This window comes from Paraburkholderia dilworthii, from assembly GCF_000472525.1.
Classification (GTDB): domain Bacteria; phylum Pseudomonadota; class Gammaproteobacteria; order Burkholderiales; family Burkholderiaceae; genus Paraburkholderia; species Paraburkholderia dilworthii.
On record NZ_AWZT01000015.1, the window covers coordinates 92,723 to 112,988 of the forward strand.

Annotated in this window: 18 protein-coding genes; 5 read left to right on the forward strand and 13 right to left on the reverse strand. The window is 63.2% G+C overall.

Going from position 1 to position 20,266, the window contains the following annotated elements; genetic code table 11:
- Nucleotides 1-13: 13 nt before the first annotated feature.
- From F759_RS0115515 to F759_RS0115550, 8 genes are all read right to left on the reverse strand, one after another.
- The gene (locus tag F759_RS0115515; RefSeq protein ID WP_027800660.1) at nucleotides 14-844 is read right to left on the reverse strand and encodes a phosphogluconate dehydrogenase C-terminal domain-containing protein; all 831 of its coding nucleotides are present in this window, start codon (nucleotides 842-844) and stop codon (nucleotides 14-16) included.
- An 83-nt stretch (nucleotides 845-927) separates the two neighbouring features.
- Nucleotides 928-2,301, reverse strand: a complete 1,374-nt coding sequence (locus F759_RS0115520; RefSeq protein WP_027800661.1) for an MFS transporter — start codon at nucleotides 2,299-2,301, stop codon at nucleotides 928-930.
- Between the two features lie 136 nt (nucleotides 2,302-2,437).
- Complete coding sequence (gene apnL / locus F759_RS37835) at nucleotides 2,438-4,444, reverse strand: D-apionate lactonase (protein WP_051377292.1); 2,007 nt, start codon at nucleotides 4,442-4,444, stop codon at nucleotides 2,438-2,440.
- Nucleotides 4,441-5,550 carry a Gfo/Idh/MocA family protein gene (locus F759_RS0115530; RefSeq protein ID WP_027800662.1) on the reverse strand — a complete coding sequence of 370 codons (1,110 nt, stop codon included), beginning with the start codon at nucleotides 5,548-5,550 and terminating at the stop codon, nucleotides 4,441-4,443. Before F759_RS0115530 ends, apnL begins: the two co-directional genes overlap by 4 nt.
- Before the next feature lie 3 nt (nucleotides 5,551-5,553).
- The gene (locus F759_RS0115535; protein ID WP_027800663.1) at nucleotides 5,554-6,621 is read right to left on the reverse strand and encodes an ABC transporter permease; all 1,068 of its coding nucleotides are present in this window, start codon (nucleotides 6,619-6,621) and stop codon (nucleotides 5,554-5,556) included.
- Nucleotides 6,622-6,696: 75 nt separating this feature from the next.
- Nucleotides 6,697-8,289, reverse strand: a complete 1,593-nt coding sequence (locus F759_RS0115540; protein WP_051377293.1) for a sugar ABC transporter ATP-binding protein — start codon at nucleotides 8,287-8,289, stop codon at nucleotides 6,697-6,699.
- Nucleotides 8,286-8,945, reverse strand: coding sequence for a DUF2291 family protein (locus F759_RS0115545; protein ID WP_027800665.1), 660 nt, complete (start codon nucleotides 8,943-8,945; stop codon nucleotides 8,286-8,288). Before F759_RS0115545 ends, F759_RS0115540 begins: the two co-directional genes overlap by 4 nt.
- A 99-nt stretch (nucleotides 8,946-9,044) precedes the next feature.
- Nucleotides 9,045-9,983 (reverse strand): D-ribose ABC transporter substrate-binding protein, encoded by a 939-nt coding sequence (locus tag F759_RS0115550; RefSeq protein ID WP_027800666.1) that lies wholly within the window; start codon nucleotides 9,981-9,983, stop codon nucleotides 9,045-9,047.
- 446 nt (nucleotides 9,984-10,429) lie between these two features.
- On the opposite strand from F759_RS0115550, the gene F759_RS40140 reads away from it, so the two are divergent.
- Nucleotides 10,430-10,888, forward strand: coding sequence for a hypothetical protein (locus F759_RS40140; RefSeq protein WP_152530643.1), 459 nt, complete (start codon nucleotides 10,430-10,432; stop codon nucleotides 10,886-10,888).
- A 706-nt stretch (nucleotides 10,889-11,594) separates the two neighbouring features.
- On the opposite strand, the gene ccmI is transcribed toward F759_RS40140, so the two are convergent.
- The 5 genes from ccmI to F759_RS37850 all read right to left on the reverse strand — a co-directional run bounded on the left by ccmI (nucleotide 11,595) and on the right by F759_RS37850 (nucleotide 16,674).
- Nucleotides 11,595-12,866 (reverse strand): c-type cytochrome biogenesis protein CcmI, encoded by a 1,272-nt coding sequence (gene ccmI, locus F759_RS0115560; RefSeq protein WP_027800668.1) that lies wholly within the window; start codon nucleotides 12,864-12,866, stop codon nucleotides 11,595-11,597.
- The gene (locus tag F759_RS0115565) at nucleotides 12,863-13,345 is read right to left on the reverse strand and encodes a cytochrome c-type biogenesis protein (protein ID WP_051377295.1); all 483 of its coding nucleotides are present in this window, start codon (nucleotides 13,343-13,345) and stop codon (nucleotides 12,863-12,865) included. Before F759_RS0115565 ends, ccmI begins: the two co-directional genes overlap by 4 nt.
- Entirely contained in the window at nucleotides 13,338-13,877 is a 540-nt protein-coding gene (locus F759_RS0115570; protein ID WP_027800670.1) for a DsbE family thiol:disulfide interchange protein, read from the reverse strand. Before F759_RS0115570 ends, F759_RS0115565 begins: the two co-directional genes overlap by 8 nt.
- Complete coding sequence (locus tag F759_RS37845; RefSeq protein WP_244438839.1) at nucleotides 13,874-15,544, reverse strand: heme lyase CcmF/NrfE family subunit; 1,671 nt, start codon at nucleotides 15,542-15,544, stop codon at nucleotides 13,874-13,876. Before F759_RS37845 ends, F759_RS0115570 begins: the two co-directional genes overlap by 4 nt.
- A 209-nt stretch (nucleotides 15,545-15,753) precedes the next feature.
- Nucleotides 15,754-16,674: a carbohydrate porin gene (locus F759_RS37850; RefSeq protein ID WP_274533478.1), complete on the reverse strand. Its 921-nt coding sequence runs from the start codon at nucleotides 16,672-16,674 to the stop codon at nucleotides 15,754-15,756.
- Between F759_RS37850 and F759_RS0115585 the strand changes: the two genes are divergently transcribed.
- Genes F759_RS0115585 through F759_RS0115600 form a run of 4 tightly spaced genes read left to right on the forward strand, consistent with a single transcriptional unit; the run spans nucleotide 16,624 to nucleotide 20,255 of the window.
- A complete protein-coding gene (locus tag F759_RS0115585) occupies nucleotides 16,624-17,511 on the forward strand; it encodes a VOC family protein (protein ID WP_051377299.1) in 888 nt (295 codons plus the stop codon). The two genes, F759_RS37850 and F759_RS0115585, sit on opposite strands and share 51 nt — an antisense overlap.
- A 12-nt stretch (nucleotides 17,512-17,523) precedes the next feature.
- The gene (locus F759_RS0115590; protein ID WP_027800671.1) at nucleotides 17,524-17,877 is read left to right on the forward strand and encodes a Rieske (2Fe-2S) protein; all 354 of its coding nucleotides are present in this window, start codon (nucleotides 17,524-17,526) and stop codon (nucleotides 17,875-17,877) included.
- 46 nt (nucleotides 17,878-17,923) lie between these two features.
- On the forward strand, nucleotides 17,924-19,087 hold the full coding sequence (locus F759_RS0115595; RefSeq protein WP_027800672.1) for an alpha/beta hydrolase family protein: 1,164 nt from the start codon (nucleotides 17,924-17,926) through the stop codon (nucleotides 19,085-19,087).
- 34 nt (nucleotides 19,088-19,121) lie between these two features.
- The gene (locus tag F759_RS0115600; RefSeq protein WP_027800673.1) at nucleotides 19,122-20,255 is read left to right on the forward strand and encodes an FAD-dependent oxidoreductase; all 1,134 of its coding nucleotides are present in this window, start codon (nucleotides 19,122-19,124) and stop codon (nucleotides 20,253-20,255) included.
- Nucleotides 20,256-20,266: the final 11 nt, after the last annotated feature.

Below are 20,266 nucleotides of genomic sequence, written 5' to 3' on the forward strand. Positions count from 1 at the left end.
ACAGCCGCGCGCCTCAGGTAATGCGGCGAATGCTTTCGGCAATTTCTTCGCGCTCGAACACGCCTTTCCAGTCGTCGCGCATGAGGCGCGGTTTGCCGAACTCGATGGCCTTGTTGCAGGCATCGGAGAATGCGCCGGGAATCTCGTTGAAGATCACCGCGCTCAGAATGTTCATGTGTCCGAGCAGGAAATCGCGGGCGGCCTCTTTCGGCACGCCGCGTTTCACCGTTTCGTCCATGGCTTCGCGCATCACGTAGAGCAAGGTCGCGCAGATGGTCTCGGACAGACCGGGTTCGAGCAGCGCCATCTGGTCCACGCTCAGCCGGTACGAACGCAGAATCGGCTGATAGATCGTCTTGGCAACGTCTTCGCCGAGATCGAATGCCGATTCGGGGCCTTGCATCAACGCGCTCGTGATCGACTGCTTCGCATACGCACCGCCGAAGAAATCGCGCCGCGCTTGCGGATCGGACTCGTCGTTGAAAATCAGCGGATGGCACGGGTGCGCGACGAAATACGTGAGATCGGGCCGCTCCGGCAAATGGCCCGCGAACGGCGCGGCGGCGTCGAGCGTCATCACCATCGTGCCCGCGGGCAGCTTTGGCGCGATCTCGTGACTCAGCTTGCCGATCAGCGTGTCGGGCACGGCCAGAATGACGACCTGCGCGCCGTCGATTGCGGCATCCATCGACACGCAGTCCACGTCGAGTTCGTCTTTCAGACGCTGACGGCCCGCATCGCTGACCTCGACGTGCGCCACGCGGTAATCGGATTTCTTCAGGTTGCTGCTCAAGCGGAAGCCCATTTTTCCGCCCGCGCCGATCAGTGCGATTTTCTCTTTCATCGTCCTACTCCTTGAAGGGTTCGGTGTTGCTTCGATTCGGTTCAGTTCCGGTTCCGGTTCCGGTTCGGTGTCTCGTGCGCCTTTTAACCAGCGTGCGGGTCCAGCGCTGCAGAAGCGTGCTTATCGGACGCCCGCGGATTGCGCTCGCCGCAGAACGCAAAGGCCAGCACCGCGCTCAACAACATGAATGCGCCGACGACGAACATCGGCGCCTGATAGGAGCCTGTCGCATCCTTCATCGCGCCCGTGACATATGGCGCGACGAAGCCCGCGAGATTGCCGACCGTGTTGATCAACGCGATGCCTGCCGCAGCCGCCGCGCCTGAGAGAAAACGCGCCGGCAGCGCCCAGAAGTTGGGCAGCGCGGAGAAGATCGCGCAGGCCGTCACGGCGATCACCGCGATGCTCGTCGACGGCGACTTCATGAAGAGAGCGAGCGGAATGCTCAGTGCGCCGATCAATGCGGGGATGCCGATGTGCCAGTTGCGCACGCCGTGCTTCGTCGCGTTGCGGCTCCAGAGAAACAGCGCGATGGCGGCGGGCAAGTACGGAATCGCCGTGATCAGCCCTTTCTGGAACACATTGAAGTGCGTGCCGAACCGGCCTTCGAAACCGCCGATGATGGTCGGCAGAAAGAATGCGAGTGCATAGAGGCCATAGATCAGGCCGAAGTACATGAGCGCGAACATCCACACCCGGCCGCTCACGAGCGCGGCGCCCGCATTGTGACGGTGCGTCGCCCCACTCGCCTCGCGCAGACGCTGCTCGGCTTCGAGCTCGCTGGTCAGCCATTCCTGTTCGGCTGAAGTGAGCCAGCGCGCTTGCGACGGTTTGTCGGTCAGATAGAACCACGCCACGAAACCGATGACGATGGCGGGCAGCGCAACGCCGAGGAACATCACGCGCCAGCCCGCCAGGCCGAAGAACCCGTGCGCGCCGATCAGCAGCGCCGCGAACGGCGCGCCGATGACAATGGTGAGCGGCTGCGCCAGATAAAACAGCGCGAGGATATAGCTGCGATGACGCTCCGGCACCCACGTGCTAAGAAATAAAATCGCGCCGGGAAAGAAGCCCGCTTCCGCGACGCCCAGCAGAAAGCGCAACGTGTAGAGCCCCGGCACGCTGCTCACCCAGGTGAACAGCAACGCGACGATCCCCCACGTCACCATGATCCGGGCGAGCCAGCGGCGCGCGCCGAACTTATGCAACGCCAGGTTGCTGGGCACTTCCAGAAAGATATATCCGATGAAGAACACGCCTGCCGCAAAGCCGAACTGTGCAGCGTCGAGTCCGAGATCCTTCGTCATGCCGTTGGGACCGGCGAACGAGATGGCGGTGCGGTCCAGAAAATTGATAAAGAACATCAACGCCACGAAGGGCACGAGCCGCATCGACACTTTCCGTATGGTGGAGCGCTCCAGCTCGTTCGACTGAGCCATTGGCATTGCAGTGCGCATTGCGTTCTCCGAGGGAACTCGCAGATCACACATGTGATGTGCTGGTGTGATGAGTAGACCACGATGATTAAAAGATAGGCACTGGGTTAACTACCGATCCGTGGAGACGGCAATCACCCGTTGCTATACGGCCCGGTCAACTACCTGTATTCGCGAGTACATGTACGACGCCGAACGGTAGAAGCGTCACGGGCCGTGCGACCGAGAACGGCGTGTAGACCAGCGCGTCGGCGGCTATCGTGCACGGCACGGACTCTTCGTCGAGAAACGCCGCTTTCAAGCCGTCCTCCGAACCCTCCGGTCCGATCAAATCAAGCTTGAGCGTCTGCGCGACAGGCGTTGTGTTCGCAAGCAGCACGTGCAAGTTGCCGCGCGCGGCGCGCGCCGCTATGCACACGACCTCGCCTGCGTGCCCGGCGTCGCAATGCAGACGCGCGGCGCCGGCCATTCGTGCAAGCGCTTTTGCAATATGGAATATTGGATAGCGGCGAGCACCCGCTCCGATGTCGGCGAGCCCTCGCGCGCCCGTCAGCGCGCCCAAGGTCAGTGTGTCGAGCCGCGCGCCCGCCAGCGCCGCCGCATAACCCGCAAGCCACGCCGCTCCGAACAGGGCCGCTTGCCGTGGATCGGAGCCCGCCATGGCAATACGCTCGCCGTGAGGATTCGGCATCACGCGCGAACCGTATGGGTTCTGTCGCATGCCGATCGACACCGGTCCGATTGCGTATGGCCGTGGGCCGACCAGTGCGCGGCACGAGCGCGTGATGTGAGGAATCGCTTCGAGGGTCTGCATGACGCTGACATCGTCGGCGGCATGGACGATCGGGCACGTCGCATGAGTGACCCAATCGACGAGTTCGAGCGGCGGACGCTTGCGATTGAGTTCGGTGAAATAGCTCAGCGCGCCGCCGCCGATCCGCACGCCCGGCAATGCTCGGCGAGCTTCGCGATACACATCGTCGAGAGCGGGACACGGCGGACTGACGCTACCCGGCGGATTCGATTGCCGATGCACCGCCGGACTCACCACGACGCCGTTCAGCATGAGCCGCGCAGACGCAATCTGCGCAGCAAGCGTTTGCAGTTCAACGCGCGGCGCGTCGACACCGGGCAGCGCATATTCGAGCACGGCGGGCAAGCCGCTTTGCCGTTGCAACGCCGCGAAGCGTTCGAGTTCATGCAGGCCATGACCCGCTGTCGGGTCGAAGCTGAAAGTCAGTTGCTGCGGCGACAGTTCGGCAAGAAGCGCAAGCTGCGTCAGTGCGTCAGGGGTTTCGTCGACGGCGATCGCCACGCCGAGCATCGGCATCGTTTCGTCTGTGGGCGCATTGAGTTCGATCGAAAGCGCTCGAACAGCGTCCGCGGATTGGCACGGCGCGGCGTGTAACTCGCTGCCGCGCGTTTTCTCTTCGAAGTCTTCAATGTTTTCAGCGTTCTGAACGTCGTCAACGCTTAAGGTCACACTCTGTTCGAGCGCCGCGCCTGCTTGCAACGTGTAAGGCCAAGGCCATTCGAGCGGTCGGGAATACGTTTTGAACGACGCGTCCGACCAGTTGCGCTGATCTTCCATCTCGAACACGTCGCCCGCGAATTCGCAACGCACGGTGAGATGTGAAGACAGATCGTGCTCGATGGCACGAATGTCCTTGAACGGCTGCCACGGATCGATCGATACCGGGAACGCCGCGCTTTCCACCGTTCCGTCGCTGTGTTCGACACGTGCGGGCGCACCGGCCACGCCATCGATCGGATGCAGCACGCAAAAGCCGCAACGCGCGGTCAGGAACTCGCCGTGCGTCGTAACGCTCGCCCGGGCCGTCAACGCGCCGCCGGCAGTGCAATCGACGGACAGCGCATAGCTCAGTGACTGTCCGTCAGAGTTCTCGCAATGCGCCCGGTACGAGACCCGAAACCCGTCTTCCGATTCGTCGATCTCGGTGCCTTTGAGCTCGGGCCGGCACGTACCCCAATCCTTGTCACGCACGAGGAACGCGAGCGCGCGAATCACCTCGGCGTCGCGAAAGCGGATGTCGCTCAATGCGCCGTCGGCAAGCGATGCCGACCACGGTCCCGCCGACAGCTGCCGCGCCTGCGGCACGGCTTGCGCGGTGCCGTAATACAGCCGCGCGAGTTCCGGGCTCATCGCTCCACCACTTCGCGCTCGCCCAGTGCGGCCGCGTTGCGTTCCACTTCGGACATGTGAACGCTTCGGCCTTCGCGCGCGGACAGATACGTCGCCTCGACGAGTGCAAGCGTGCGCAGATTATCGCGTCCGCTCGTCGCTGGCTCAGCCCCACGGCGCAGGCAGTCGATCCAATGTTTCTGTATGTCGAGCACGCTATGCTGGATGGCTTCCCACGGCGAACTTGCCCAGGTGAGCGCGGGCGGCGCCGCGTCGCGCGTCTCGGTTCCGGCCGCCGTGTGAATCTGCAAGCGATAGTCAGCGAGAAGCCGCAACGTGCCTTCCGAACCGTCCACTTCGACTAGCGTCTGTGGAAAAAGCTCGTGCGGCAACCGCGTCGCGTAACTGCAATCCACCACGCTGCTCACTCCGTTTTCATGGCTGAGCAGGATGGTCGCGACATCCTCGCCGCGAATGGTCGGATTCACTCGGGCGATGTTCGCACTCAGACGCGACACGTCGCCAAATAGAAAGCGCGCGATGTCGAGAACGTGAATGCCGAGGTCTTCGACAATGAAGCGCTCGTTCTGCGCCAGATACGGCTGCCCACTGAACACGTCGAAGGCGGAGCGAAACGACACGCGTCCCCAGAACAGTTTGCCGATGGCCCCTTCGCGTAGCGCCGCACCGGCCGCCTGAAGCGCGTTTTGCCAGCGGAAGTTCTCGTGCACCATCAGCGGTACGCGGGCTTCGCGACAGGCATCGACCATCGCGCGGGCATCGTCGAGTGTCGGCGCAAACGGCTTCTGGCAGATCGCCGCCACGCGCGCGAAAGCCGCCATCTCGACGAGCGCGCGATGACTCGCCGCCGTCGTCGCAATGTCCACGAAATCGAGGCGCTCCGCTTGCAGCATCGTAGCGGCGTCCGTGTAGAGCCGCACTATGCCGAATTCGCGCCCCGCTGCCCGAAGGCGTGCTTCATCGGCATCGCACAACGCAACGATCCGTGCGCCCTCCACCTCGCGCCACGCATGCAGGTGATTGCGCGCGAAAAAACCGCAACCGATCAACGCGCCGTCGAACGTGCGCTGACCGCTTCGGGGTTGCTGCATATCGGATGCGCTCATCGCTCAGGCTCCGGTTGCGGCCTGCTTCTGCAACGCAAAGCGTTGCTGCACGCGGCGCTGGATCTGATCGACGACGACCGCGGCCACGATCACCACGCCCTTGATCACGGTCTGCCAGAACGCGCTCACGCCCATCATCACTAAGCCGTCCGACAGAATACCGATCACGAACGCGCCGATGATGGTGCCGCCGATCTTGCCGCGCCCGCCCGACATCGACGTGCCGCCGAGCACCGCCGCGGCGATGGCGTTCAGTTCGAAGGTTTCGCCGCTCATCGGATGGGACGCTACGAGTTCCGATGAAATGATCAGCCCGACGATCGCCGCACACAGTCCCGAGAACATGTAGACGAACATCTTCACGCGATTCACGCGCACGCCGGACAACTGCGCGGCTCGCTCGTTGCTGCCGATCGCATAGATCTGCCGCCCGAGCGGCGTGCGGCCGGCGATGTACGCCGCCACGATGCCGACCACGATCAGCAGCCAGATGGTGAGCGGCACGCCGAGAATCGTCGCGCCGCCGAGCGTCGGAAAGCCGGTGGTGCCGTAATCGGGATTGCCCGTGAGATTCGGGAAAGTTTCACCGCCCGAGGACAGCAATGCCGCGCCGCGCGCGATATACAACGTGCCCAGCGTCGCGATGAACGGCGCGACGTTCAGGCGCGTGATGAGCAGTCCGTTGATCGCGCCGACGGCCACGCCCGAGAGCAATGCGACCACGATCACTTCGGGCACGCTCAGATACAGCGTGTATGTATCGCCGAGCGGAATGCCGTGCAGGATCAGACCGCCCGCGACCATGCCCGATAATCCGACGATCGACCCGACAGAAAGATCGATGCCGCCTGCAACGATCACGAACGTCATGCCGATAGCGAGAAACGCGTTCAACGCAACGTGGCGCGACATGATGAGCAGGTTTTCAATGCTCAAAAAGTTGTGCGCCGCGAACGAGAAAAAGATCGCAACCGCAAACAGCGCAATGAAGGTGCGCAATTTGAGCAGCAACAGAAGCGGCGCCTCGCCGATACTCGCTCCCGGGGCCGCGCCTTTGATCGCCATCGTCATGGATAGTCTCCGCAGTAGTGCTGCTATGTGCTGCTACATGCTGCCGTGTGTGCTGCTATGCCGCTACACGCGACGTCAGGCAGCGGCGCGTTGCTGATCTGCCGTGCCGCCCGTCCGGTGTCCGACTGCCGAGGCGGCGACAAGCGCGCCTTGCGACGCAACGCTCGCCTCGAATTGCGCGGTCACGCGTCCGTTGGACATCACGAGAATGCGGTCGGACAAGGCCATCACTTCTTCGAGATCTGAGGTGACGAACAGAATGCCGAGCCCTTTCACCGCGAGATCGCGCATGACCTTGAAGATGTCCGCTTTGGCGCCGACGTCGATGCCGCGGCTCGGCTCGTCCATCAGCAACACTTTCGGCACGGTCATCAGTGCGCGCGCAATGATCACCTTCTGCTGATTGCCGCCCGATAGCGAGCTCACGGGCAAACGCCAGTCGGCCACCTTGATCGCGAGATCGCGGATGTAGCCGGTAATGGAGCGTCGCTCGCGCTGCGTGCTGATATGGAAGCCGCGCGCGAGATCCGTCAGGCTGGAGATCGTCATGTTTTCGCCGATGGAAAGAATAGGCAGCAGCGCGTCGGCCTTGCGGTCTTCGGGAATCAGCGCGAGGCCCTGCGCGACGCGCTTCGCAACGGGTTTGCCGGCGAGCGCTTTGCCGGCGAGCATGATTTCGCCGGTCGCATGCGGATGGCAGCCGAGAATGCATTCGAAGAGTTCGGAACGTCCCGCGCCCATCAAGCCATAGATGCCGACAATCTCGCCTGCGTGCAGCGACAGCGAGACGTCATCGACCACCATGCCCCTGCCCTTGCGCGGCAAACTCACGCCGCTCAAGCGCAACACTTCCGCGCCGCGCTCGTGACCGATGGGCCGCGAGAAGTCTTTCGTTTCGCGCCCAACCATCTGACGGACGATCCAGGGAACGTCGACCTGGCTCATCGGCTGATTGCCGGTAATGCGGCCATCGCGCAACACGGTGATGTGGTCGCCGATCCGGATCAGTTCCTCGAGCCGGTGCGAGATATAAACGATGGCGACGCCATGCGCCTTCAGGTCCGCGATGACCTGAAACAGCACGTCGACCTCGGCGGCGCTCAACGCGGACGTCGGTTCGTCGAGAATCAGGATGCGCGCATCGTGCGCCAGCGCTTTCGCAATCTCCACGAGTTGCTGCTGGCCGATGCGCAAGTCTTCCACGAGCGTGTCGGGACTCACGTCGAGTTCCAGCCGCTTGAGCAGTTCGCGCACTTTGCGGCGCTGCGCTTCTGCGTCTATGTCGATGCGGCCCCGCGTGATCTCGTGCGCGATGAACACGTTTTCCGCGATCGTCAGATTCGGGAACAGATTGAGTTCCTGAAACACGATGCCGATACCGTGGCGCAACGCATCGGCGCTGCTCGTGAGTTCGACCGGCTTGCCGTCGAGCAGGAGACGCCCCGTGCTCGGCTGCTCCGCGCCGGCGATGATCTTCATCAGCGTGGACTTGCCCGCGCCGTTCTCGCCGACCAGTACGTTGACGGCCGCGCGCCGCACCGCGAAGTTGACCTCCTTCAGCGCGATCGTGCCGGGATAAACCTTGGTCACGCCCTCCACATGCAGGATCACGTCGTCGCCGTGGCCGAGCTCGACATCGACATCGGCTCTGCTTTCTGCGGCGCTCATGGCTTGTCTCCGAGCGCCACTGCGAGCGGCACGACTTCAGGCTGCTCGGCCGACGAATCGTACGAGAACGCGCCCGTCACGGTCACCTGTTTGCCCTTCAGGGCGTCGCGCGGCAACGGCTTCATCACGTGCGTGGCGGCATAGCTGTTCAGCGCGGTGCCGAACTGCGCGTATTCGATCTGATTGCGGAAGCTCGTGAACGAGACGAAATCGAGCGTGTCGCGCAAGGTCGTGCCGAGCACCGTGGGTCCGATGTCCACGATCACGTCGGCCTTGCCGTCGCCGTCCGTGTCCACCCCCACCGTGCCCTGGCTCGATTGCGTATCCACCTCGACGATCGTGCCGTGCACCGTGGTCGGGAAATTCCACGGCGCGCCGTCGTCCTTGCCGCGATAACCGTATTTGCGTCCGGCGGCGTCGACGTCGGCGCCGATCGCGGCGCGCAGCGTTGCGTAGTCAGTCGCCCGCTTTTCGACGTCGGGCACGATCTTCGTGCTCCACATCGAACTGACCATTGCGTTGGCGTCGTAGCCTGCGGACGCGTACGCATCGCGTGAATTCTTCGACGCCTGTGCGTCATGCTTGACCAGCTTGCATCCGTGCAGCGCACCGCTCGCGACGACGATCAGCATCGCCGCATACATGCAACGTCTCATAAAGGTCCCCGCGCGAGGCAAGATGAGAAACGGTGATGGCGCGCCACGCAACGCGCAAGCGCTTGCGTGGCGCGGGCTCTCAGGTGAGCTGAGCAGGACTCAACGCAGCGCGAACATGTCGAGCTTCGCCGCGTTGGCCTTGGTGATGAGCGAGCAGTTGATCAACTGCTTTTCCGGCTTGCCGGTCGAGCCGGTTTTCAGATACTTGTCGGCCTGTTCGACGGCCTCGGTCGCGGCTTGTGCTGCCGGTTGCAGCACCGTCGCGCGGATTTCGTTGCGGGTGATCGCATCGCGAACGTCGTTGCTGCCGTCGAAGCCGACGACGATCACGTCAGGACGTTTGGCCGCCTTGAGCGCCGCCGATGCTCCCATCGCCATCGTGTCGTTGCCTGCAATGACACCCTTGATGTCCGGGTGGCTTTGCAGAATGGTTTCCATCACGCGGTAGGCTTCCGTCTGACTCCAGTTCGCCGATTGGCGCTCGACGAGCTTCATGTTCGGAAACTGGTCGATCACGTCGTGATAGCCCTTGGAACGAATGCCGGCATTGATGTCCGCCTCGCGCCCGACGAGTTCGACGTAATTGCCCTTCTCACTCAGCGCCTTGACGAAAGCGCGGCCGCCGAGCTGCGCGCCCTGATAGTTGTTCGACACGATCTGCGACACCGCGATGCCTGTCGCGTTGATCTCGCGGTCGATCAGAAACGACGGAATGCCCGCCGTTTTCGCTTTCTTTACGGCGGAGATGGAAGCTTCCGAGCCGGCATTGTCAAGAATGATCGCCTTCGCGCCGCGAGCGATAGCGGTATCGACCAGATTGGATTGCTTGTTGGCGTCGTCGTCGTGAACCAGGACGATCGTCTCGTAGCCGAGCGCCTTGGCGCGCGAGTTGGCCGTGTCGGCTTCGGCCTTGAAGAAGGGGTTGTCGTGCGAGGGGGTAATGATGGCGATCAGACTGGCCGCGTGCGCGGCTCCGCATGCGCCCGCGACCGTCAGTGTGGTCAACGCGAGCGCGAGCCACCGCTTCGATGCTTTCATCGTTCGTCTCCTGTCTCTTTCTGGTTAAACGCCTTTGTACTGCCTGAACCAGCCGACGGTCGGATCTGCCTTCTTCTCATCACTTATGCCGTCATGATGTCATCATACCAGCTAGCACGGAGGCTTCAAGGAGATCAGCGCCAGGGTTTTCGCGGGGGAAACGTTTAACGGGGGCATCTCAACCCTGCATGCACCCGCAATTTGTAGCGGTAGCGCTGGCCATAAACGCCAGATCGCTCTAATGAAGACTGGGCTCAGGACCGCGCGCAGCGCTCGCCACACGCGCGGTCACGTCCGGCGGCGCACCAGCCGTTCATGCGTTGCGAGCGACGCTAGCTGCTGGGGGGCGCTCGCGGTCATCTGGAGCCTGTTCCGCTACTGGCAGAAGACCGGCTATCTGGTGGTCAAGCCCCGCCGTCGAACTGTCGGGCGACGGCGCCGCGCGCATGACGTGGACACGGGCACGGATCCTCCCGGCCCGGCGCCCGATACTGTGCGATGCGGTGATGGCCGGCGAACGGCCGCCCGGAGTGTCGCCGCTCGTGTGGGCACGCCGCTGCGCGATCTGGTCGCTGTACCGTCTTGCCGGGGTGCGACTCGCCGAACTCGAATGGTCGGTGGAACAGGGGCTGCCGCACCTCAGCGTCGACGAAGACACCAACAAAGGTGCCGATATAGCGGCCGGCACAGCAACCCGCGCATCGCGCCCTGCCCGCCGCGCCTGGACCCTGCACGTACGGGGCAAAGGTGGCAAGCTCAGGGCGATCCCGCTGCCGTCGCGCTGTGCGCCGGTGCTCCGTGACTATCGCGTTTTACGGGGCCTGCCGGCTGAACCGGCGCCATTCGAATCCGTGCCGCTCATTCACAGCGAGAAGCGCGACGCTCGGCCACAGCGGCCTCTATGACGAGGTGAAGGCGGTGCTGCAGGCGGCGGTGCAGCGGACCCCCGCGCGGTGACGCGGCGTCGACACACTGGTTACGGCACGGCTATGCGCGCACGCTGGCGGTCGACCACGCGGTACCGCTGCCCGTCGCGCAGACGCTTCTGGGGCACGCGTCGGGGCAAACCGCGGCCGCGTATGCGCGCACCGACCTCACGCAGCTGCGGGAGTTTGTGGAGGGGAGTTTTCCAGCTTCAAACTGAGTTGAGTGTTCGAGTCCCGAGATACGATCGGGTGTCCGGGCCCTTGGTCGCTCGTCGGCCATTGCGGACGGTGGCCGCCGAAGAACGTGCGGCAGGTCGAGATCGCTTAGCCGACATTCGCGACCCGGTACCGGCGAATGTCAGCATTCGTTATTGGCGAATGAGTCTTGTCGACCCGTTTCTGACGTTCGACTACGTCCAATGAAGGTCTCACGTTTGGACAGAAGCTGACTGTCGGACTGTGAAGAGCGTTTTGCGGGAGGGATTCGTAGGACGCGATCCGTTACTCTCGCCGGCATTGCTCGAGCGCCTGGGCGTGTGGTGGCACATGGCCTGCGCCCCGGGGGCACGATGCTCGATGGCGGATCTGTTCCCAAAAATGGCGGGTGCGGTGTCTTAGTCACGATGCCAAATTGCGAGGGTCCGTAGTTGCGAGCCGGGAGCGAGAACGGTTGGCATTGGGCTCGTCAACGGACGACATCGTTGATCGTAACGTCGACGACCGCGTGCCCTGTTGCAACCGGTGCGCTCTTCCCCATAAGATCGCCCCTCATTGGTTGTGCATTGCCGGCCTGCGATACATGGGCCTCAACGATTACCCTGTTTAGGTCAGAAAGACGGCTGTTGGGTGTCATCGCCATTGAATCGTCCAGCCGCACCTTTGACGGCAACTGATCCGCCCGGATGCGTTTCACGGCCAAAGGCACGCGCGAGCCATTTGCTGCCAGCGCGTAGATGTACACCTGTTCATCCGGACGCGTGCGCGCCGACAGGGCCGGACTCAGCTGTACGTGCACTTCAAGTACGGTCGCCGTTCCGGCAGCGCGAGGTGCCTGCTGACCCAGTCCGTTCTTCGATGCATTGCCCAGGGACGAGAGATTCGCCGGATTCGCCGCCATTTTCTCGGCGCCGATATTCTCCCGCGCCTGAGCGGCCATCTCCGAGCCGGGTTCCGCTACATCTTCCAGACGCTCCCAGTACTGGATCGCAAGCGCGCTGTCCTGCCTCTCGTGCGCCGCGGACGCCGCCAATGCCAGCGCTTTCGGATGAACGGGATCCGCTGCGAGCGCGGCGTCAATGCTTTGCAACGCTGCGCCGTTCAGATCGCCATCGTGGGTCGTTGCTAATGCATCGGCGTAGTCGGCAAGCAGATCGGCGTCGCGCGGCTTTAACGCCAATGCACGGCGATATGCGGTCACGGCATCGTCGGCACGATCCAGAACGACATAGGAACGCGCGAGCATGCTCCACCCTTCGGCATCTTCGGGTTGTTGCCGAAGGCGCACCGCCAGTCTGCTGACGACAAACTCGAGCGAGCCTTGCATGGCGACGTGTGCATCCGCCTGCCCTGATGCGCCACGTTCGACGGCGACGGCGACGGGATCGCCAATCCGTATGTACAGCACCACGGCAGCTGACGGCAGCAACGCCAGCACCACCGCAGCCGTTCCAGATCGCTTCAGAACGCCGCTGAGCCTGGCCGCCGTGGCATCAGAGGCGCTGCTACCCGTTTCGCCCACGAGGCGGCGTTCGAGTTCGACGCGGGCATCGTCGTGACGATCTGCGGACAACTGCTGGTCCGCGACCTCACGCTCCAGCTCGTCGATTTCCGCCCGATAGATCGCCACCGCCAGGCCGTGATCCTCTCGCAATAGCGCGCCGCCGCATAGCAGCGGCAAGATTACCGATGCCACGCAAATCGCAATCATCGCTGCGGCGATCAGCCAGAAGGTCATCATCGCCCTGTGTCCTCTTTCCGGTCGACGAGCAGCGCGTTGGCATGCCGGCGCTCATCCGGACTGAGTATGCGGGGACGTACGTTTCGCGCGTGCCGGATGCTGAGAGCCAGCGCGGCCGCCCCTGCAACAAGCGTAATGAACGGTCCGAACCAGAGCGCCCACGTGACGGCCTTGACGGGTGGCCGGTAGAGCACGAAGTCTCCATAACGGTGCACCATATAAGCCTGAATCTGCTCATCACTCGCGCCTTTGCTGATCTGGTCGCGGATCTGGTTGCGCAGATCCGCAGCCAGCTCGGCGTTCGAATCCGCGAGGCTTTGGTTCTGGCAAACCAGACACCGGAAGCTGTCGGCCAGATGCCGCACACGGGCGTTGTACAGTGCATCGTCGGCGGGCTGTGCCATTGCACATGTCATCGACACAGCGAGCATCAGCGCGGCTGCAAGCTTACCCACCAGCAGATAAAGTCCGCTAGTCATGGTCCGCCTCGCGTTGCAGCTGCCCGACGAGCGGAACGATGACCGTGTCGACCAATGCGTGTGTGAGCGGACCCGCCAACCGATAACGCACGATCCCCGACCGGTCGATCACGAACGTTTCCGGAACGCCATAGACGCCGTAGTCGATGGCTGTCTCTCCCTTGCGGTCGACAATCGATGCCGTGTACGGATCGCCCGCTTCCCTGAGCCAACGAATCGCGTTCTGGCGATCGTCCTTGTAGTTCAACCCCAAAACGGGCGCGATGCGGCGCGCCGCGAAATCGGCGAGCACGGGCTGTTCGTCGCGGCACGGCTCGCACCAGGACGCCCATACGTTCAGAATCCAGACCTGACCGCGCATCGCGCGCGAGGACATGGGTTCAGCCGACGCATCGAGGCGCGGAAGATTGAAATCCGGAGCAGGCTTGCCGAGCAACGCGGACGGCAGCGTTCGCGGATCGTGCCGCAGCCCGGCAGCCAATACCGCCAGCAGGCCTGCAAGAACAGCGAGGGGAACCAGAAAGCGCTTCATCGTTCGGCCTCGCCGACGGTGCCATTCGCGTTACGTGCCGTATCCAGAGCGCCCGTGACTGCGGATAGAAGCGCTGGTTGTGGATGGTCTGCCGGCTGCTTTTCCTTTCTGGTCCGCCGCCCGGCAACCAGACGGTACCGGCGGTCGGTGGCCGCGAGCAGGCCACCGAGCGCCATCAGCATGCAGCCCCCCCAAATCCGGCGGACGAAAGGCTTGATCTGAATGCGCATCGTCCACGCATGGCCGCCGACCGGTTGATCCATCGCGACGTACAGGTCTCGCAGCATGCCGTGATCGATGGCTGCTTCCGTCATCGGCATGTTCTGCACGAGGAAAAGACGCTTCTCAGGGTGCAGCGCCGCTACCGGGCGGCCATCCTCGCTGACGCTGACCGTCGCGCGCTTCGCCTGATAGTTCGGTCCGTCGATATCGCGCACGCTGTCAAGACGGAACACATAGCCGCCAATGGCGACGCTTTCGCCGTATCGCATCATCAGGTCCTGCTCGGTCTGGTAACCCTTGACCAGCGTGACGCCAACAATGAACACGCCGATTCCGGCATGCGCGAACCACATGCCATACGTCGAGCGGGGCAAATGTCTCAACCGGGCGACCATTGGACCTTGCTGGCCACGCAGCCGATCGCGCATGCTCGTTGCAACAGTCGTGAAACTCCACGCGGCGAGCAGGAGCCCTAGGCTCACAAGCGGTCGCCAGCTTCCGAGCAGCAGCGGCAGCACGATTGCGGTCGCCACGCTGACGAGCGCCGCCCAACGCAGGCGCACAGCCAGCTCGGGCACGTGCGCCGCCTTCCATCGTGCGATGGGTCCAACTCCCATGAGAAAAACGACGGGCGTCATCAGCGGCACGAACACGCTGTCGAAATACGGCGGTCCAACGGAAATCTTCTCAAGCCCCAAAGCGTCGAGGACCATCGGGTAGAGGGTGCCCAGCAGCACTGATGCAGCCGCCACCATGAACAGAAGATTGTTCGACAGCAGCAATGCCTCGCGAGAAACGAGTTCAAACCCGGCGCCTTTTTCGATCTTCGGCGCGCGCCACGCGAACAGCATGAGCGCACCACCCGTCACCAGCGCGAGGAATGCGAGAATGAAAACGCCGCGCGCCGGATCGGATGCGAACGCATGCACTGACGTCACGACCCCGGAGCGCACGAGGAACGTACCCAGCAGACTCAGCGAGAACGCGCAGATTGCCAGCAGTGCCGTCCAGCTGCGAAATGCCCCGCGCTTCTCGGTCACGATCAGCGAATGGATCAGCGCAGTGCCTGCGAGCCATGGCATGAACGACGCGTTCTCGACCGGATCCCAGAACCACCATCCGCCCCAACCGAGCACGTAATAGGACCAGCCGCTGCCAAGCATGATGCCAAGCGTCAGGAACATCCACGCGGCGATCGTCCACGGACGCGACCAGCGCGCCCATGTCGTGTCGAGTCGACCGGACAACAACGCCGAAATCGCAAACGCGAAGGCCACCGAAAAGCCGACGTATCCCATGTAAAGGATCGGTGGATGCATCACCATGCCGGGATCCTGCAGCAACGGATTCAGGTCTCGACCTTCCATCGCGGGGGGCAGCAGGCGGATAAATGGGTTCGAGGCGAACAGCAGGAACGACAGGAACCCCGCGTCGATCAGGCTCATCACGCCGAGCACGCGCGCGACCAGCGCCACGGGCAATTGGCGACTCCTACCATCGAACGACCGAAGTGCTCTCTTGGCTGTGAGCGTCGGGGCACAGCCCGATCACAACGGTTGTCCGGCGCTTCGCAGCACGTGAGTACACTCAAGCCCGCTCCTGCCTCGCCGTAATCGCACAGCCAATGCCGGTCACGGCCAGTCGAGGAAGCCGATCAGTGGTCGGTCAGCCCCAGCATCTTGTCGAAGAACACGCTCGCGAGAATGCCCGCTACATAGCCGTTCTTCGGCGTACCCGCATACGCAGGATTGCCCCACGTACTTGTATTCCACGTCCGCATTACATACGGACTGAGAACGATGCTTCGGCTCACCGCAATATTGGCGTCCAGCTTGAGTCCAAACTGCGTACGTCCGACTGTATAGCCGGTGCCGCCTGCCGCCAGGTTCTGCTGCTTAAGATAGGCCTGCTCGTTCGGCGTGAGCGTCGCCCAGTTAAAGCTCAACGCGTAGCTGTCATGCGGCCTGCTGCGAAACGGTGCCTCTACCATCACGCCCGCGATGCCGGTCATCGCAAGACCCGTGCTCGCGTGCGCGTCGAAGCTCGTCGTCAGGCTGCCGAATACCGAGAATGCGGTTGGATCGCTCGCGCCACTTCTGCCGCCATCCGGGCGAAACACGACCTGTCTGCCGCCCGCGTACATGCCTGATGTCCCCTTGTGCGTCGCGAGCGTGAACGGGTCGGTCTGCGCCGCGGTATTGTGATAGAAGAGGAGTTCGTAGCTTTTCGGATACGGGTCGGTCTGATAAGTGGTCCGATAAACGATGTTGGCGAGCCACGTATTACTGTCCGGCACACTGTCGGTCCATTCCCAGCCGTTCGTGAACGGGAAAGCCGGGTTCGAGCGCCATACGCCTGCCTGCACCGACAACGCGGGCGTGATGTTATAGCGCACACGTCCCCCCCAGTTCGAATAGATGGGCGGATTCATGCCGGCGTTGTCCTGCAGGATCGCGCTCTGGCAGCCGAACCCCTGGTTGCACACCGGTGCCGCGAAATACAGACCCGGATTGCTCTTACCGACATGGCCGGCGCGCGCCAGTATCTGCTCGACTATGGCCTGGACGAAGCCCACTATGATCCGGAGAACGGCGGCGTCTTCACCGCGCTCGACGGTACGGGGCTCATCATGCGCCGCGCGGACGATCCGAGCCTGCCGCCGCTGCCGCCCAAAGCCGCGACGCCGAGCCTGCGCGAAACCGTCTACGGCGTGGACAACGCCGATACGCTCGCGACAATCCGTGCCAACCTCGAAGCCGACCGCGACGTGAGCGTGGATGCCGACGGCACCGTGCATTGCATCGACGACGCGGGCTTCGGCATCGCGTTCATGGTCACGCAACGCCGCGAATACGAAGCGCGCTATCTCGGCTTTAACGTGCCGGGACAGCCGCCCGGCCGCGCGCCGAACGACTGCGCGGCCAGTCCCGACGAAGCGATCAAGCCGCGCACGCTGTCGCACGTGGTCTATTTCGTGGAAGACGCGCACAAGGCCGAAGCGTTCTATGCACGCCTCGGCTTCATCGTCACGGACCGCTTCAATAACCTGGGCCCGTTCATGCGCCCTGGCGGCACGCAGGATCACCACACGCTCTTCATGATCAAAAGCCAGAACGATCACATGATCGGCTGCAACCACTTCACGTTCCACCTCGGTTCGGCCAACGAAGTGTTGCAGCACGGCTGGAACTTCGTCCGTAAGGGCTACAAGAGTTTCTGGGGGCCTGGGCGGCACATTCTCGGCAGCAACTACTTCTGGTACTTCAACAGCCCGTTCGGCGCGACGATCGAGTTCGACGCCGACATGGATCTGCACGACGACACGTGGACGCCGCGCGCCTGCGATCCCGGCTCGGATAACTCGCAGATATTTTTATTCGACGCCCGCGGCAAATGGGCGCCAGGCGAGTAACGCGAGCCAACGATGAGCGCTGAACGCATGCTGTGCGAACTGAGCGATCTGCCGGATGGCGGCTCGCGCGGCCTGTTGCGCAAGGGCCTCGACGACCAGCTGTGCGTCGTGCGCCAGGGCGACGAAGTATTCGTCTGGCTCAACGACTGTCCGCACGAGCATCGGCCGATGGAGTACCGGCAAGACCGTTTCCTCTCTGCCGACGGCAGTCACATCGTCTGTTACGCACACTCGGCGCATTTCGACATCCGCACAGGCCATTGCTTCGCCGGCCCGTGTACCGGCCAGCGCCTGACCAGAGTGCCGGCACGGATCGAGAACGGCAAGGTGTGGATTCCCGCCGAACTGCCTTCGATCTTCGACTGACAAGACTCATACGACTCATACGACTCATACCCGAGACCACTACATCATGTTCCAGTACTTCCCCACCAACTACGTCTGGAGCCTCTCGACGATGATCGCCCTCACGCACGGGGGCAACATCGGCGAGGTGGACGCGATGTGCGCGCCGCTTCTGGAAGCGTCCCGCGCCGGTGACGATCCCGGCACGCAAGCCTTCTACGAAGCATGGAAAAGCGGCGCGGACAATCTGATCGCGCTCGCCGACGAAGACCTCGCGCGCGGTCACAAACTCTCCGCCGGCGAGAAGCTGAGCCGCGCCGGCCTTTACTACGGCATCGCCGAGCGCATGCAGGCGCATGGCTTCGAGGCACGCCTCGCAATCTACAAGCGTTCGCTGGAACTCTTCGAGCAAGGCCGCAAGCTCGCGCGCGAGAACTGCGTGCGTGTGGAGATTCCCTATCGCAACGCGCATCTCGCCGCGCTATACGTGCGCGCCGAAGGACTCGAGCCCGGACAACGCGCACCGATTGTCGTCGTGATGAACGGCCTCGATTCGACCAAGGAAATGCTGCAAAAAAGCGTGATGGGCACGATGTTCGCGCGCCATGGATTGTCGGCGCTCTTCATCGATCAGCCCGGCACCGGCGAGGCGCTGCGGCTGCATGACATGCCCGCCGTGCACGACACCGAAACGTGGGCCGCGCCGATCGTCGACTGGCTCGAACAGCACGCTGAAGTGGACCGCAAGCGCATCGGCGCACTGGGCGTGTCGTTGGGCGGCTACTACTGTCCGCGCGCCGTGGCGTTCGAACCGCGCTTTGCGTGCGGCGCGGTGTGGGGCGCGAACCACGACTGGCGCGCGGTGCAGCAGGCGCGCCTGAAACGCGAAGGCGAAAATCCGGTGCCGCATTACTGGAAACACGTGCAGTGGGTGTTCGGCGCAAGTGACATGGGCGACTTTCTTGCGAAGGCTGAGCACATGCATCTGAACGGCGTGCTCGACCGCATTGGCGTGCCGTTCCTCATCACGCACGGCGAGAACGACAGGCAGATTCCGTTGAAGTATGCCCATCAGAGCTTCGAACAGCTAACGAATAGTCCGAAGAAGGATCTGTTCATTTTTACGGCACGCGAAGGCGGCGTCGAACACAGTTCGCTCGACAATCCGCTGAACGCCGGCAACCGGATCGCCGACTGGCTGGCCGTTCAACTCGGCGGCTCGGTCGTCTGAAGCGGCCGCCTCACATCGCACAGAGAAACTAACTATGGCACTGGTCAACAAGGTCCTCGTCATCGGCGGCGGCATCGGCGGCATGTGCGCTGCGATCATGCTGCGCAGGCAGGGCATCGAGGTCGATCTCGTCGAGGTCAATCCGCAATGGGCGCCCGACGGCGCCGGCATCACGATCAGCGGCCCGTCGCTGCGCAGCCTTCGCGAGATCGGCGTGGTGGACGAGGTGCTGCGCCGCGGCGGCTCATGGACCGCCGTCGATATCTGCGACGCAAACGGTCAACTGAGCATGACTGTCCCCACGGCGTCCGCCATCGGCGCAGAAGATCTCCCCGGGGGCGCGGGCATCATGCGCACGGTGCTCGCCGATATTCTCGGCAATGCCACGCAGAATGCCGGCGCGAATGTGAGATTAGGCGTGAGCTTCGAAAAGATCGAGCAGGATGAAAACGAAGTAGAGGTGCTGTTCACGGACGGCAGCCTCGGCCGCTACGATCTCGTGATCGGTGCGGACGGCGTCAACTCAGCCGTGCGCAAACTCGTGATGCCTGGATTCGAAGGCCCGAAGTTCACCGGCCAGGGATCGTGGCGCGCCGTGGTGCCGCGCCTTCGCGAGAACTCGACCATCTACATGGGCAAAACCACCAAGGCGGGAATGAACCCGATCAGCGCGACCGAGTGCTACCTGTTCGTGCTCGACAAGCGGGAAGGGATGGACTTTCTCGCACCGGAGCAATGGCCGCACATGCTCGCCGGTTTGCTGGAAGAATTCGGCGGCGCGATCGGCGAATTCCGCGCGGGCCTCATCGACGGCTCGCTCGGCAATCACCGCGTGCTTTATAGACCGCTCGCCGGTCACATGATTCCGGCGCCCTGGCACAAGGGACGTATCGTGCTGCTCGGCGACGCGGTGCATGCGACCACGCCGCACCTCGCGTCGGGCGCGGGTATCGCCGTCGAAGGCGCCATTGTGCTGGCAGAAGAACTGCAGCGGCGTCACTCTCTCGAAGGCGCACTGACCGCCTACGCCGGCCGTCACTACGACCGCGCGCGGCTCGTAGTCAGCGCGTCTAACCGCATGGGTCAACTGGAGCAGCAAGGGGGCTCGCGCGAAGAACATACGCGCGTGATGATCGAAGCGCAGCAGGCGCTACGTCTGCCGCTTTGACGGGCCACCGC

Excerpts from the sequence above, each read along its gene's own strand:
- F759_RS0115535 (WP_027800663.1), bottom strand. The coding sequence starts at position 6,621 with ATGACGATGGCGATCAAAGGCGCGGCCCCGGGAGCGAGTATCGGCGAG.
- F759_RS0115530 (WP_027800662.1), bottom strand. The coding sequence starts at position 5,550 with ATGAGCGCATCCGATATGCAGCAACCCCGAAGCGGTCAGCGCACGTTC.
- F759_RS40140 (WP_152530643.1), top strand. The coding sequence starts at position 10,430 with ATGACGTGGACACGGGCACGGATCCTCCCGGCCCGGCGCCCGATACTG.
- F759_RS37845 (WP_244438839.1), bottom strand. The coding sequence starts at position 15,544 with ATGAGCCTGATCGACGCGGGGTTCCTGTCGTTCCTGCTGTTCGCCTCG.
- F759_RS0115565 (WP_051377295.1), bottom strand. The coding sequence starts at position 13,345 with ATGACTAGCGGACTTTATCTGCTGGTGGGTAAGCTTGCAGCCGCGCTG.
- apnL (WP_051377292.1), bottom strand. The coding sequence starts at position 4,444 with ATGAGCCCGGAACTCGCGCGGCTGTATTACGGCACCGCGCAAGCCGTG.
- F759_RS0115590 (WP_027800671.1), top strand. The coding sequence starts at position 17,524 with ATGAGCGCTGAACGCATGCTGTGCGAACTGAGCGATCTGCCGGATGGC.
- F759_RS0115570 (WP_027800670.1), bottom strand. The coding sequence starts at position 13,877 with ATGAAGCGCTTTCTGGTTCCCCTCGCTGTTCTTGCAGGCCTGCTGGCG.
- F759_RS0115600 (WP_027800673.1), top strand. The coding sequence starts at position 19,122 with ATGGCACTGGTCAACAAGGTCCTCGTCATCGGCGGCGGCATCGGCGGC.
- F759_RS0115545 (WP_027800665.1), bottom strand. The coding sequence starts at position 8,945 with ATGAGACGTTGCATGTATGCGGCGATGCTGATCGTCGTCGCGAGCGGT.
- ccmI (WP_027800668.1), bottom strand. The coding sequence starts at position 12,866 with ATGATGACCTTCTGGCTGATCGCCGCAGCGATGATTGCGATTTGCGTG.
- F759_RS0115585 (WP_051377299.1), top strand. The coding sequence starts at position 16,624 with ATGGCCGGCGCGCGCCAGTATCTGCTCGACTATGGCCTGGACGAAGCC.
- F759_RS0115540 (WP_051377293.1), bottom strand. The coding sequence starts at position 8,289 with ATGAGCGCCGCAGAAAGCAGAGCCGATGTCGATGTCGAGCTCGGCCAC.
- F759_RS0115520 (WP_027800661.1), bottom strand. The coding sequence starts at position 2,301 with ATGCGCACTGCAATGCCAATGGCTCAGTCGAACGAGCTGGAGCGCTCC.
- F759_RS0115550 (WP_027800666.1), bottom strand. The coding sequence starts at position 9,983 with ATGAAAGCATCGAAGCGGTGGCTCGCGCTCGCGTTGACCACACTGACG.
- F759_RS0115515 (WP_027800660.1), bottom strand. The coding sequence starts at position 844 with ATGAAAGAGAAAATCGCACTGATCGGCGCGGGCGGAAAAATGGGCTTC.
- F759_RS0115595 (WP_027800672.1), top strand. The coding sequence starts at position 17,924 with ATGTTCCAGTACTTCCCCACCAACTACGTCTGGAGCCTCTCGACGATG.